Origin of the sequence: Lysinibacillus sp. NPDC095746 (genome assembly GCF_044763535.1) — a bacterium.
Lineage (GTDB): Bacteria > Bacillota > Bacilli > Bacillales_A > Planococcaceae > Lysinibacillus.
Genome location: NZ_JBIWGL010000019.1, coordinates 36,427 through 50,384, shown reverse-complemented (window position 1 = coordinate 50,384; position 13,958 = coordinate 36,427). Strand labels below are relative to the sequence as shown.

Here is a 13,958-nt window from a genome sequence, read left to right as displayed (position 1 = left end):
ATAAAAAATTTCCTTTAGTGCATTATAAAAAAGTATATCGAGTGACACGCAATCAGAATTTAATAAAGTATTTAAAGAGGTGAAAAGTTTAAAGAAATGGACATTATCTTAGCATTATTACCAGCTCTCTTTTGGGGAAGTATTGTATTATTTAACGTCAAGCTTGGTGGCGGACCCTATAGTCAAGTACTTGGAACAACATTTGGTGCACTTATTTTCTCTATAGGTATTTACTTTTTTGTAAAGCCTGAGTTATCTCCTATAGTGTTTGGTGTCGGGATTGTATCCGGTCTCTTTTGGGCATTAGGGCAAGTAAACCAATTGAAAAGTATTGATTTAATAGGTGTTTCCAAAACAATGCCTATTTCAACAGGTTTACAATTAGTATCAACAACTTTATTTGGTGTCATTGTGTTCCATGAATGGTCGACAACAATGTCGGTTATATTAGGAATTCTTGCCCTTATCAGTATATTAATTGGTATCGTTCTTACATCTCTTCCAAATCCAGAAGAGAAAAAAGAAGAACATGGAAGCAATTTGAAAAAAGGAATTTTAATTTTACTCGTTTCCACTTTTGGATATTTAGTATATGTGGTAGTAGTACGCTTATTTAATGTAAGTGGATGGTCTGCTTTATTGCCTCAAGCAATTGGGATGGTAATAGGTGGAGTTTTATTAACATTTAAGCATAAACCATTTAACAAATATGCGTTTCGTAATATTATTCCGGGTTTGATATGGGCTGCGGGAAATATGTTTTTATTTATATCTCAGCCACGTGTGGGGGTCGCAACAAGCTTTTCTCTTTCCCAAATGGGGATTGTCATTGCTACTCTAGGCGGAATTTTTATATTAGGTGAGAAAAAAACAAAGCGACAACTTATCGCCATTTTCATCGGTATCGCTTTTATAGTCGCTGCTGGAATTATGTTAGGGATTGCAAAAAGATAAAAGGGAGGGCCTTATATGTATCCAGATTTAGAAGGAAAAGTTGTTGTCATTACAGGTGCTGCAACGGGACTAGGTAAAGCAATGGGCATTCGCTTCGCTGCAGAAAAAGCGAAAGTAGTTATTAATTATCGATCAAATGAGGCGGATATAAATGCTGTAGTGGAAGAGGTTAAAAAAGCCGGTGGGGAGGCCATTGCTGTACAAGGTGATGTTACAGTTGAAGCGGATGTCATCAATCTCGTTCAAACAGCTATAAAAGAGTTTGGGACTATCGATGTAATGATCAATAATGCGGGTATAGAAAATCCAGTAGCTTCTCATGAAATGCCGTTAAGTGATTGGAATAAAGTCATCAATACAAATTTAACGGGTGCCTTTTTAGGAAGTCGAGAAGCGATTAAATACTTCGTAGAGAACGATATTAAAGGTACTGTTATCAATATGTCCAGCGTTCATGAGAAAATTCCTTGGCCTTTATTTGTGCATTATGCCGCTAGTAAAGGAGGCATAAAATTAATGACTGAAACTTTAGCGTTAGAATATGCTCCAAAAGGAATTCGTGTCAATAACATTGGACCTGGAGCGATCAATACGCCTATAAATGCAGAAAAATTTGCAGATCCAGCAAAACGTGCAGATGTGGAAAGTATGATTCCGATGGGGTATATCGGAAAGCCAGAAGAAATTGCCGCTGTCGCAGTATGGCTTGCTTCATCTCAAGCTAGTTATGTAACCGGCATTACTCTTTTTGCAGATGGTGGAATGACTTTATATCCGGAATTCCAAGCTGGTAGAGGATAAGAAAATCGTACTAAAAAAGGTTTCAAGGGCTTCTACTTCTTGATGCCTTTTTTATTTGTCAAGAAGCAACTTAGTTGAGGTTTGAAATTAAAGTATATGGGTAATACTTCGGCTGTTTCTATCCCATTAGCTTTACAGTTAGGTATAAACGAAGGAAAATTACATAATGGGGAGACTTTATTAATCTATGGGTTTGGTGGTGGCCTAACACATGCTGGACTTATCATTAAGTGATGTCCAGAAAATGTTTAATCCTTGTTAATTTAATGCACAAATTTTTTATGATAAACAAAAGACCGGTATTCATTTTATGAAAATGAATAATCGTTTTTTTTCTCATCGTCTAAGGTTAAATAGGAGATTTTTTACAAAAGGAAAAGGATTGGATGTATTATAGGATTAAGAAGGGATAATTTATGTGGTGGGAGTGAAGACGTTTGAATAATTCTTGGAATAAATTTATCTATAAGATTGGTTCTCCAATTTACGATAAGTTCTTTAATTCAGGGGGATTTTTAAATGCTCGAAAACAAATATTTCCATCCATACCATTCAATGATCAACAAAAGATCCTGTTTGTTGGTGTAGGAACAGGAGCAGATTTAGAGCTGATAAATCACGCTAACCTAAATATAACGGCTATTGATTATTCACCTGATATGCTCGGAAAAGCAAAAAAGAAGTTCGAAAATTCTACAATAACATTCTTAGAAATGGATGCTCAAAATATTGAATTTGAAAATGAAACGTTTGACTATGTCATAGCTAGTTTAATCCTTTCGGTAGTACCTGATGCAACTAAATGTTTTCAAGAGATGACAAGGGTATTAAAGCAAGAAGGGGAAATAATAGTTTTCGATAAATTTGTCCCTAAAAACAAAAAACTGTCCATACCCAAAATGTTGCTAAGACCCATTATTAGCATATTAGGAACTGATATTGGCCGAAGCTTTGAAGAAATATCACCTGAAAATATAGTAGTAAAAGAAGATACATCTTTAATGCTAAATGGAATGTATAGGAAAATAATAATTGGAAAGATAAATTAAGTGTACGAAACAGCCTTATATTATGTAACAAGTTGCAACATGTGCAAACCATTAAATGATTGGTTATGCTCAATTTCTGTTGTTAATTCGACTTTTTCCCCTATATATAATCATATGCTTGTTCTATATTGGTAGTATTAAATGAAAATAGGGGTCTTAAATATATTTTCTTCTAAAAAAATCTATCTAACACAATTCCAGTTCCATTAATTGGTGCTATATATAAATGACCAAATAATATCTCACCATCTGCTAATAATCCTAATATATCTACGTGATTTTTCAATATTACAAACAGAAATAAAAATTGTTGCGACTTTGATTTTAAATTAGGTTCATAATTTCTAACTAAAAATGGTAATATTAAGGATCAATTTACTGAAAAATGGTTTATCACCAAAAGTTATGGATGACTTTAGTTAAAACGTCTACTATGTAAATAGTTGATTGGAGTGGAGACTAGGCGACTCCTTGGGGATCAGCGTCACAGATGAGACCCTGCAGCGAAGCGAAGCGGCTCATCGGACGCCCCCCAGGAAAGCGCCCAGCCGGAACGGAAATCAACCACACGTTTTGGTGACGATCCTTAAAAATTCCATATTCTTTAATACCATGATTTCTTAATATAAATTAAAATGAGGGGGCTTAAATGATGACAATCAAGGTTTTGATTGCAACAGATGAAGATTATTTACCTGTGAATGAGTTAGTAAAAGAAGGGCATGAAGAGCATGTGATGGAGGAACCAACGATTTTTAAAAGTGTGGAGTCAGTAATGCCTGAAACTTATTATAAAGAACTAATTGGCAACGAAGTGAGTGATATTCTAATTGCGAAGGAAGATGAAATTGTAGTAGGTTTCGTAGTCATAAGTGTTGAAACTTCTCCATCTTTCGAGTCGCTTGTTCCCCGAAAATATGCGTACATACACGATTTTGGTGTGAAAGCTGAACTACAGCGAAAAGGAATTGGAAAAATATTATTTACTGCATGTATAACTTGGGCTAAAGAAAGAGAGGTTAATTCAATTGAGTTAAACGTTTGGGAATTCAATACGAAAGCTATTGATTTTTATAAACATTTTGAAATGAATAGCGTGAGTAGAAAAATGAAATTAAACATTTGACGAAAAAATACCTTGTATAAGATGGTGACTAAAATTGTTCGAAATTAAATATGAGATTTTTGAGGATGATGTTGACGAATTAAGGAAATTAGATATTTTTACTTTCGACAAAGAATACAATCAAATTTATGGTGTTTTTACCCTAAACGTAGGTGGACACAATTTTATTCCATACCCACCGGATAATATCCCTTTATCAGCCAAAAGAATTTATTCTGAACTTATTCTTACTCACTTTAAACGATTAAATGATGTTGTTACATTACTAGATCATCACAATTATATCGCTTTAAAATATATAGAAAATAATTCGTCTTGGTTGGAGCTTAAAATAAAAAATGATCTAATAAAAGTAACAAAACGGGATTGTGAAATAGGATCTTCACTGAATAGCCTAATATGTCTAGAGGATAAATTTTTAAGGGGCGCTATGTATGGTTCCTTTCACGATATTCCGATTAAAAAAGAAGAGCTTACGAATGAAATTAACAATAAAACTAAAATGTTTATTGAAGAAATTAAGAGTATTAATCCAAATATATTAAAATCAATATTTTTTAAAAGTTTATTAGAAAGACAAGGTTGTACATCCGTGTTTTTGAAAACATGAAAAAAGGACTTCCGTGTATACGTAAGCCCTAGAATGGAACCAAACGTAGTTTCTATAGTTCGGTTGCCCATTCTTTGAATTGATTTTATGAAGATTTTGTAAAAATCCAACACACTTTATTTTTTGAGTATTTGTGATAATAGGCAAGACTACGCACTAGTCCATACTAAAGTTCTTAATAAATAAAATAAGCCAAGACCGGCAATAATCAATAGCACGAATAAAACAATAGCAAAGGCAAAGTTTGCACCGGGTGAATTGACTCCATAAGATGGATAACTCAAAACAATCCCCTCCTTATAAAAATTTATAGCAGGATTATTTAAAGAAAAGTAATATATTTTATAAAAAACTTTATCAATACGGAACAGCCTTTATAATACATTTACTTTTTAACGTTAATATACAGCTAAGGGCACTGGAAGAAGGGATTAATGACGACTTTCTACTGTTATTTCAAAATGTGGTTAACATATACCAGCATCCATTTCTACTGTTGTCTTTTCGATCATTTTGAAAGTAATACCTATACACTGGAATGTGGGATTACCCACTTCGTCTAGGCCCATAAAGCAAGCGCCATAATTAAGGGCTAATAAGGCGCAATTGTATTAATGGTGATAGAGAATACGGTGCTATCAAAGGACATTGTGTGCGATTACTATTACAGCAACAAATAAATGATACTTCCTTTTTTCTTTATACTATGTTGTACAGAGGAATGAACGCAGGGCCAATCACCTTATGTATGGTGGGATTAATCCTGAAGTAATGATAAATAAGTTAATTCAGCGCTACGAGTTGAGCATAACATTTTAAGAAGTTGATTAGATGGAGAGACCATTTCACTATCAATCAATTAAGAGTTACTTTGTATTTTCATTTCCATTAGTGTTAGAATCGCAACGGCCAAGTTTTTATTTTTGCAAAATTTATTGAATGAACATAGTAATTTTAATTATTAAAAAATAGTTTTGCAACTCTCGTTTTATTAGATAGAATTAAATAATACCTTATTTGAAAGTGAGAGAAGATGATGTTTCCTGTTTTAAATACAAAACGATTAGTGTTAAGAGAACTTACTGAACATGACGCCCAAGATGTTTTAAATTGCTTTTCTAATGCCGATGTATTACGCCATTATGGGCAAAATCCATTAACAAGTTTAGAGCAGGTTAAACAAATCATTAACAATTTTTCACAGATTTATGATGAAAAACGTGGTATAAAATGGGGAATTGCATTAAAAGACCAAGAAGGAATTATTGGTACTATTGGTTTTCAAGAATGGTCTACTGAGCATAAAAGAGCTGATATCAGCTATGCACTTTTTCCTGAAAGCTGGGGAAAAGGGTATGCAAAGGAAGCTGTAAATAGAGTGCTATCATTCGGCTTTCAAGAAATGGATTTAATGCGTATTGGAGCTATTGTATTTACTGAAAATGAAGCTTCCAATAAACTATTAACCAAATTAGGCTTTGAAAAAGAAGGGATATTAAAAAATTATATGCACCAAAACGGTGTTCCGTATGATACTAATATCTTTTCTTTACTAAAGGTTGAAAATCATAAAATGGCAGGACCAAGATAGATTAATGACTGTCTTGGTTTTTATCATAAAAACGATGTAATAACGGAGATTCTCGCGAAAAATTCGACCCCCTTAATATTCCTAAAAGTTGATATAATAGGAATGTTTAATTATTTAAATAAAGGAGGGAAAGTTTTTTTAATGAATAAACGATGTTGAAAATTGTGTAGATTCAGCAGATTACTTAAAAGCATTCGTGGTAATAATATATTATTTATGTTATTGCTTTTGTCCTTAGATGTTATATTTAGAAAGAAAAAGAGTCACCGGAGGACAGTGACTCTGAGTATTTTTAGAAGGTTAGGGATAAATTATTATTTCTCTAGGAAAAGTATGAGCAATTAAGATTTTGGTAGTGTCGTTTTTTAGTAACTAATGAAAGTTGCGCCAACGATAATTAAAAGAATAAATAATACTACAATTAGGGCAAAAGCGGACCCTGTGCCGTAACCATTACCTGAATAGCTCATAATAACTTACCTCCTTTCTACAATATATAATACTCAAAGCAGTAAAATGGAGAGAAGGTAATCATCTAACTTAAAGAAATAAATTTGCAATTAAGATAAAAAGACCTTTGTTAAAAAAGTGACAAACTTTCGATAGAGGTTAGTTTTGATAGAGGAGGAAAAGATTAATGGAAAATGAAAAATTACCAAAGGTTGGCGTGGGAGCAGTTATCCAGAATGAGGAAAATAAAATTTTACTTGTTTTACGAAAAAAAGCACCTGAAGCCGGCTGTTGGAGTTTACCTGGTGGCAAGGTTGACTATATGGAAACAATAGAAAACGCGATTATACGAGAAATTAAGGAAGAGCTTGGAGTGGACATCGAAATAACAGGATTAGTTTGTGTGACCAATCATATTATCCAAACTGAAGATATTCATTATGTAGCACCTACTTTCGCTGCTCGTATTACGAATGGGGAAGTACGGAATAGAGAACCGCATGCTTTAGAAAAAGTACATTGGTTCGCAATAGACGAATTACCTGAAAATATTACAATAACAACAGATTATACTGTTAAACAGTTAAAGCTATCATAATTTTAGAAGGAAATTTATTTGATATGGATGGTACTCCGTATGATAGTGAGAGCTGCTACATTTTAGCATGCTGTGCCAGCCTAAAATCATGTAACTACTTTCAGTGATACCTAAACAGCCGATATCAATAAGCCTTCATTCTGTTGTATAAAAGGTCAATACGAAGACATTGTGAAATTTTGGGTTTTAATTTAAGAAATGATTTAAAAGTAATGGTAACTCTGATACGATAATATATCGTAGGAGGTGTGGTTTTGCCTAAGGAGCTTGTGTTATAACAGAAAAACATAAACTACCTTTTGACAATTATTCCTAATGAAAAAGAGAAAAATTGTTCTCATCATTTGCTTGTTTATCATTTTTCTAACAGGCTCACGAATTTTATGGCTGAACTTATTTAATAATAAAGATCAACCACATGCTGTTAAAGGGCAAATGGATTTAAGAAATTGGAATTTTAATGATGGTCATGCTCTTACACTTGATGGGGAGTGGGAATTTTATCCTTATTATTGGTTAATTAGTGAAGAAAAGCATATCGAATCTACGAAGAATCATGCAAAATACATACAGGTTCCTAAAGGTTGGAGCTCTTCTTTACAAGAGGGAGAGGGGAGCCCTTATGGTTACGGTACTTATCGTTTAAAATTACTCGTCAATCCAGATGACAATTTTACTTATAGTATTCGAGTTCCGAGTGTGCGAAGTTCTTCAGTTTTATATGTAAATGGTCGGCCGTTAGCAAAATCGGGTGAAATAGGGGAGGATGCAGAAAAGACGATTGCCAGAAATGTTCCATATACTGCTTCCTTTGAAGCAAACGGTCACAAAGAAATCGAAATTATTGTTCAAGCTTCAAACTATAAGGACCCTCGTGACGGTGGAATTGTTCGCTCCATTAAATTAGGGAAAGAAGATATATTAGCTCGGGAAACTCAACTGTCGATCAATATGCAACAACTAGTAGCAGTAGTTTTTTTACTACATGCTATCTATTCCATTATTTTATTTTTTGTAGGAATTATGGAAGAAAGAAGATTGCTTTACTTTTCTCTGTTATCGATTAATAGTATGGTTTATTTCTTATTAGGAAGCGATGATAAATTATTATCTTATTGGTTACCGATTAGTTACGATAGGGCCTTTAAATTAGTTCATCTTTCTATGATTGGCATTGGTTTTTCACTGCTTCAATGCATAAAACATTGGTTACCTCGGCATGTGAGAAAATATATTCGCTTGTTTAGTATTTTCTGTGCTATCGCATCATTATTGACCATCGTACTACCTACTCGCTATGTAGTATTCAATCAAGGCATTTTTATTATGATTTTAGGAATCCCGATCGTTATAACGATACTAACAGTAATGCGAGAATCAATTAAAGAGATTAAAAGTAATATTTTTTTACTTTTTGCCATTTTAGCATTTGGTAATAATCTTATATGGGATGGCTTACTTCTTATTTTTGGCATTAAAATAATTATGTATCCATTTGATATTGTTATTACAGTGGCTTGTTTGGCTATTTTATGGTTTAAAGGATATGCTAAAGTCCATTCCGAAACGAAAGAACTTGCTATTAAGCTCCAAAAGACAGATAAATTAAAGGATGAATTCCTTGCCAATACGTCTCATGAATTACGCAATCCACTTCATGGGACCCTTACATGTCAAAAGCTGTTTTGGAAAGAGAAGATCGTGTGCTCAGTGACAAAAGTGTCAAGGATTTAGAAACAGTGCTATCTGTCGGAAGGCGTATGTCACTAATGTTAAATGATTTACTAGATGTAATGAGTTTAAAAGAAAATAATCCCAAACTAAACCTTAAAACATTTTCGATTCAGCCAATTGTATCGGGTGTATTAGATATGCTCTATGTTATGAGGGCAGGTAAGCAGATTCAGTTTATTCATCAAATCCCTGAAAATTTTCCGAAAAAAGTTGCTGATGAAAATAGAGTTATTCAAATTGTTTTCAATCTTCTTCATAATGCGGTGAAATACACGAACGAGGGTGAAGTGACAATAGTAGGCCATGTGAAAAACGGTATGGCTGAAATTGTGATTTCGGATACTGGTATTGGTATTGATGAGGACACCATTCAACGAATATTTAAACCATATGAGCAGGGTACCCTTAGTAAGGCAATGATTGAAGGCGGATTTGGGCTAGGTCTTAGTATTAGTAAACGATTAGTTGAACTACATGGGGGAACATTACAGGTACATTCAGTTGTAGGGGAAGGGTCTGAATTTACTTTTACATTACCAATATCAGACTTACCTGAAGAGGAAAATGCTACAGAACATGAGGCTCTACTATCAAATGTGAAGGGAGAATCAACAGGAACGGCTTCTGCAATTCTATTCGATGATCGAATTGAAAACCATTCAATCATTGAAGCAAATCGACCTAGCGTTTTGGTCGTCGATGATGATCCAGTGAACTTAAGAGTTATCGAAACAATACTTTCAATAGAAAAATACGACCTAGTAACGGTTACAAGTGGTAGTAAAGCTCTTGAAATATTAATGTCTCGAGAGTGGGATTTAGTCATTTCAGACGTGATGATGCCAAATATGTCAGGGTACGAATTAGTACGTGCGATTCGTCAGCAATTTTCAATAACAGAACTTCCGGTGTTACTCCTTACGGCAAGAAGTCGGTCTCAAGACATTGAAAATGGATTTTTATCTGGTGCTAATGATTACGTCACGAAGCCTGTGGACGCTTTAGAGCTAAGATCAAGAGTAAAAGCACTAACCGATGTTAGACAATCTGCACAAGAAAGGCTTCGAATGGAGGCAGCAAGGTTTCCCTTACTCCAGAACAGTTACTGATATCCAAGGTTCTGAAATATAAAAATGAACATTTAACATAAACAATTAAAATAATTAGAAGTATCCATCTTATATGAGGTGGATTTTTTTTATTTCCAGCATTCTTTGGTTACTTAACTTATGGGTACGTTACTTTGCTTGATGTTAGGGTTCAACGCTTTTCAAGGCCTTTTTCAACTAGATTTAAAATAATATTTAATAACGCAGAGGAATTGTGGAATATTTGTAGAAATTTATATTAAGTGGAAAATGATGGGAGGGTAGATTTTTTTATGAAACGCAGATTCCCACTTAATTATGCAGAAATTTGAATTAGTAATAAAAAGTAGAAGGAGGATTTTTATGAAGCGTAGCATTTTCACTATTTTTTTAGTTGGGATTTTATTTTTATCAACATTTTTACAACCTTTACAAACTCAAGCTGAAGAAATATCATCAATTCCTGAAAGTATAAGTAATGGATATGTTGAAAGTTTCGTAGATGAGTTAGGAAATACAACTGAATTAGAATACCTTATCAATGATAGTGAATTTCGAGTTAATACTTATTTAAATGGGAAATTAATTGATTATTCGAGCAGATTGATGGGGGATGATGGAGAATACTCTGATGAAATTATTTACAATCAGATATTTGATGTTGAACAATCTAGGTCAGAAGAAATAATATTTACTGAAAGTAATGTAAAAGAAACCTATAATGTTAATGATTTTATCAAAGAAGAGTCATCAATAGCTGAGGGGACTACCCTTCCTAGACCTTATTCATTTATTTCGTCTAAATGTATGGAGGTACTAAAACAATGTGGTTCTTTATATGGGAAAAGCAAAAAAGATATAATTGATAAATTTGTATTTGACTTTAAAAAGGATGTGGCCCTTTCTGTAGTCGCTACTACAATTACTATAATATGGGGGCACCCTATCGTTGCAGTAGGTGTATTATTATTCTCACTGGGTATTAGTTTCCGCAATGCAGTACTAGAAGATTCTTTAAATGGGTATTATAAATCTACACGTACACAATATTCTTATTATATTCTGGCTAAAAAAGAAAATAAACCTGAAAAAGAAACTTATAGACACGATCAAGAGGAATATGATGTCCATTATTATAATTCAGCGAATGGAAAAGAACATACAAGAAATTCGCATAGTCCAAATTGGTTTTCAGAAGATGCGTTACTAAATATAGGCATAATTGCTTATTAAAGAAGTCAAAATAAAACACAAGGTATTAGAATAAGTAGCGCTCAACTTGAGTAGCTACTTTTTCTAATATATACAAATCGACATCTATTTTTTTATTTGGGTGTTTTCTATAAAATTTTATGTACATCAAGTTGTTCTTCTATTCTTAAATCCATTAGTTTTTTAAAAATTAAGGAAAATAAATTATTGATTAAATTCCACATGATAAGATTTATTACATTAGTAGTCTCCAAAACGATTAACCATAACGTGTTTTTTAAACGAAGAGATTTCAGTGATGGGATGTATTTGGAAAGTACACGATAAAGAACAGATAACCTTAATTAGTTATCTGTCCTCTTTAATTACTTTGTAAACGGATCTTCCGATTCATATAAAAAACTTTTCTCAAGATTTTCTTTTGTCTCAGCATTGACGGTTTTTTCTTTTGCTTCCGCTTGTTCACTAGCCGGAGCTTCATCATGAGAAGAACAAGCAGTTAACAGGAATGCTGAAATTGCTCCGATAAATAGGAATTTTTTCATTGAGATAACCTCCGTTATTGTTTAGTTACAGTTTAGATTGTGCAATTACACTTAGAATATAACGGAAATGACAAGGATAAATTTTGTAACAAAAAATGATAAATAATTGTTACACAATAAAAGGGAAAATAAGTGAAAAGAATTTTTCGGTACAATTTGTAGATTGGTATTAGTAGTCATAAAGAATCCAACGACATAATTCAACATGAAAATAGTTCGAAACTTGTTGAATAAGTTCTAACAAAAGAAAATGAATGACAAGAAAGCGAGTATTTCACATCTAAAATAGCTTCAATGGTAAACGGCATTATTATGAAAAAATAACAGGAAAATTTGGCTGGCATTTTTGGGGAGAGAGCGTTAAAACAGGAGACTTCCTTCGCATCAAGGGAACTCACAAAATGACAGGTAATAAGTGAAATTAGTTTCAAATGCTACTTTTCCATATAAAACACATATTTTAACCACGAAAAATTACCTATATGGTAATATAAGTTGAAAGGAATGTTTTGAGGCTCTTTTAAATTTTCTGATACTGGTAGGAGGGTTTAAATGAAAGCTATAAAGATAGGTATAATTACTTTTTTTATTGTCGCATTTCTGTTGATTATCATGTTACTTAATGCTGGTCCACCTAAGCCAATTGTATTGTCAGAAGGTAAAAAGATAACAGTATTACAAGGTACTTATTGTTGGAGTAAATTTACAGGTTCAGAATGTGTTGATAAAATTTCTCCATCATCAATTATTGATAATAATAAAATTGTTCCATTTTCTGTATCCCCTCAAAGTGAAATAAAAATCAATTTTAAGAAACAACCCATTGATGAAATAGAGGTAGAAATGGAACATTTGGGTGAAAGTAAAAAAATAAAAGTTGAGGGAAATGTTTTTTCTGCACCCATTGAAAAAGGCAAGTATATATATATTATCTCTGGAAGATGGAAAAAATGAAGTTCTTCTTACATTTTTACCATAGAAGTTAATTGATAAATTGTAAACCTTTATTCGTAATTAAAGGTTAAATTAAATTGCGCGACTTCCATAAAGTGTAAATTGAAGGACCAGAACTTATTAAATAGGTTTTAAAGCTGATGTTTTAAGAGGATTTTGAATATGATGCTAGATACTAGAAATTATGTAGACTAATAAATTGACAAAAAAACTCATTTATGCTATAATTTACAATTATTAATTTAAAGTGTAAAATAGGATTCTCCTGGCCAGGAGAGTCCTATTTTTTTGACTTAATTGAGTTACTGAACTAGAGAATCCAATTAAAAAACACGAATTAAAACACTTGCTTTTTCTAGGAGATGATTGTTTTATGGAAGAATTACCTTGTAAAGGTTGTAGAGGGATATGTTGTGGGCCTGTTCCAATTACAGAACAAGAGTTAAAGAAAATAAAAAAGAAAATTAAGGTGATGCCTAAAAAATTGCGCCAAGATTTAAAAAATCAACAACGTTTTTATGGAACCTGCATATTTTATGACGAAATAAATGACCGATGTGGCATTCATTCGGTACGTCCGTCTATTTGCAGAGCTTTTGGTTATTATAATAATCTTGTATGTTTTCGTAAACCAAAAGTGGCCATTGAAAAAAACTATAGTGCTACCGAACTTCCAATTGGTATTTTAAGTATTGATTTTACTTGGAAAGATTTTATTTAACTTCTCCAGCAGAATTTCCCTCCATTATATGTGGTGAGATGATTGCTGATTTAGATAACTTTTCTTGACCAAACGTATGTACCTGTCGCTATGCTTTCGCACTTTGTTTAACGCAGGCTCTAATATCATACATATCTTTAAAGCTCTATTAGCATAGTTCAATAAATCCATGTTTGTCATACAAGTTAATAGCGCCAATAGTTTCTGGTAAAACCTTAACTCCAAGAAATCTAATTTAAAAATCCTACAATGTTGTTATGTAATTCAGCAACCTAATTTTTCTCCCATTAAGAAACTCTTCATCCTGTTTAGCAGGAGCTATGTATTGAGGTTGGAGTTTTGACATTTCTAAAAACAGTTCTTCATATAATATTTCTATTTGTGGGATTTCATCTATTGAAGCAATTTTAATATTAAATTGAAATTTATCCTATTTTATTCTACTGTATTCTGTGATTTTTACAAATAATCTGTAAAATGAACAAAAAACTCGTTCAGTTAACACAGTATAAACCGCATAGGATT

Annotated in this window: 15 protein-coding genes and 1 pseudogene; 13 read left to right on the top strand and 3 right to left on the bottom strand. The window is 32.7% G+C overall.

What is annotated here, in order from left to right; all coding sequences use genetic code 11:
• Nucleotides 1–96 precede the first annotated feature (96 nt).
• The 6 genes and pseudogenes from ACIQ7N_RS15085 to ACIQ7N_RS15060 all read left to right on the top strand — a co-directional run bounded on the left by ACIQ7N_RS15085 (nt 97) and on the right by ACIQ7N_RS15060 (nt 4,540).
• Complete coding sequence (locus ACIQ7N_RS15085) at nt 97–954, top strand: RhaT/GlcU family sugar-proton symporter (RefSeq protein ID WP_248719045.1); 858 nt, start codon at nt 97–99, stop codon at nt 952–954.
• Between the two features lie 15 nt (nt 955–969).
• Nucleotides 970–1,755: a glucose 1-dehydrogenase gene (gene gdh, locus ACIQ7N_RS15080; protein WP_132357967.1), complete on the top strand. Its 786-nt coding sequence runs from the start codon at nt 970–972 to the stop codon at nt 1,753–1,755.
• An 87-nt stretch (nt 1,756–1,842) separates the two neighbouring features.
• Nucleotides 1,843–1,989 (top strand): annotated as a pseudogene (locus ACIQ7N_RS15075) (3-oxoacyl-[acyl-carrier-protein] synthase III C-terminal domain-containing protein); the annotation flags it as partial.
• A 203-nt stretch (nt 1,990–2,192) separates the two neighbouring features.
• Nucleotides 2,193–2,804 (top strand): class I SAM-dependent methyltransferase, encoded by a 612-nt coding sequence (locus tag ACIQ7N_RS15070; protein WP_402933460.1) that lies wholly within the window; start codon nt 2,193–2,195, stop codon nt 2,802–2,804.
• A gap of 649 nt (nt 2,805–3,453) precedes the next feature.
• Nucleotides 3,454–3,930 (top strand): GNAT family N-acetyltransferase, encoded by a 477-nt coding sequence (locus tag ACIQ7N_RS15065; RefSeq protein WP_402933457.1) that lies wholly within the window; start codon nt 3,454–3,456, stop codon nt 3,928–3,930.
• Between the two features lie 34 nt (nt 3,931–3,964).
• A complete protein-coding gene (locus ACIQ7N_RS15060; RefSeq protein WP_402933454.1) occupies nt 3,965–4,540 on the top strand; it encodes a hypothetical protein in 576 nt (191 codons plus the stop codon).
• A gap of 149 nt (nt 4,541–4,689) precedes the next feature.
• Here the strand turns inward: ACIQ7N_RS15060 and ACIQ7N_RS15055 are convergent, their stop codons facing one another.
• Nucleotides 4,690–4,824, bottom strand: coding sequence for a hypothetical protein (locus ACIQ7N_RS15055; protein WP_256469521.1), 135 nt, complete (start codon nt 4,822–4,824; stop codon nt 4,690–4,692).
• Between the two features lie 752 nt (nt 4,825–5,576).
• Here ACIQ7N_RS15055 and ACIQ7N_RS15050 point away from each other — a divergent pair.
• On the top strand, nt 5,577–6,131 hold the full coding sequence (locus ACIQ7N_RS15050) for a GNAT family N-acetyltransferase (RefSeq protein WP_402933587.1): 555 nt from the start codon (nt 5,577–5,579) through the stop codon (nt 6,129–6,131).
• A gap of 365 nt (nt 6,132–6,496) precedes the next feature.
• Here the strand turns inward: ACIQ7N_RS15050 and ACIQ7N_RS15045 are convergent, their stop codons facing one another.
• A complete protein-coding gene (locus ACIQ7N_RS15045) occupies nt 6,497–6,601 on the bottom strand; it encodes a YjcZ family sporulation protein (protein ID WP_132357963.1) in 105 nt (34 codons plus the stop codon).
• Between the two features lie 167 nt (nt 6,602–6,768).
• Between ACIQ7N_RS15045 and ACIQ7N_RS15040 the strand changes: the two genes are divergently transcribed.
• From ACIQ7N_RS15040 to ACIQ7N_RS15025, 4 genes are all read left to right on the top strand, one after another.
• Nucleotides 6,769–7,179 (top strand): NUDIX domain-containing protein, encoded by a 411-nt coding sequence (locus tag ACIQ7N_RS15040; protein ID WP_402933451.1) that lies wholly within the window; start codon nt 6,769–6,771, stop codon nt 7,177–7,179.
• Nucleotides 7,180–7,494: 315 nt separating this feature from the next.
• Nucleotides 7,495–8,913, top strand: coding sequence for a hypothetical protein (locus tag ACIQ7N_RS15035; RefSeq protein WP_402933448.1), 1,419 nt, complete (start codon nt 7,495–7,497; stop codon nt 8,911–8,913).
• Entirely contained in the window at nt 8,850–10,022 is a 1,173-nt protein-coding gene (locus ACIQ7N_RS15030; protein ID WP_402933445.1) for an ATP-binding response regulator, read from the top strand. The genes ACIQ7N_RS15035 and ACIQ7N_RS15030 overlap by 64 nt, the downstream gene beginning before the upstream one ends.
• 342 nt (nt 10,023–10,364) lie before the next feature.
• The gene (locus tag ACIQ7N_RS15025; protein ID WP_402933442.1) at nt 10,365–11,234 is read left to right on the top strand and encodes a hypothetical protein; all 870 of its coding nucleotides are present in this window, start codon (nt 10,365–10,367) and stop codon (nt 11,232–11,234) included.
• Between the two features lie 344 nt (nt 11,235–11,578).
• On the opposite strand, the gene ACIQ7N_RS15020 is transcribed toward ACIQ7N_RS15025, so the two are convergent.
• The gene (locus ACIQ7N_RS15020) at nt 11,579–11,758 is read right to left on the bottom strand and encodes a hypothetical protein (RefSeq protein WP_132357957.1); all 180 of its coding nucleotides are present in this window, start codon (nt 11,756–11,758) and stop codon (nt 11,579–11,581) included.
• Nucleotides 11,759–12,310: 552 nt separating this feature from the next.
• On the opposite strand from ACIQ7N_RS15020, the gene ACIQ7N_RS15015 reads away from it, so the two are divergent.
• Both ACIQ7N_RS15015 and ACIQ7N_RS15010 read left to right on the top strand, forming a co-directional pair.
• Nucleotides 12,311–12,712, top strand: a complete 402-nt coding sequence (locus ACIQ7N_RS15015) for a hypothetical protein (RefSeq protein ID WP_402933439.1) — start codon at nt 12,311–12,313, stop codon at nt 12,710–12,712.
• Nucleotides 12,713–13,085: 373 nt separating this feature from the next.
• The gene (locus ACIQ7N_RS15010; protein ID WP_402933436.1) at nt 13,086–13,433 is read left to right on the top strand and encodes a YkgJ family cysteine cluster protein; all 348 of its coding nucleotides are present in this window, start codon (nt 13,086–13,088) and stop codon (nt 13,431–13,433) included.
• Nucleotides 13,434–13,958 lie beyond the last annotated feature (525 nt).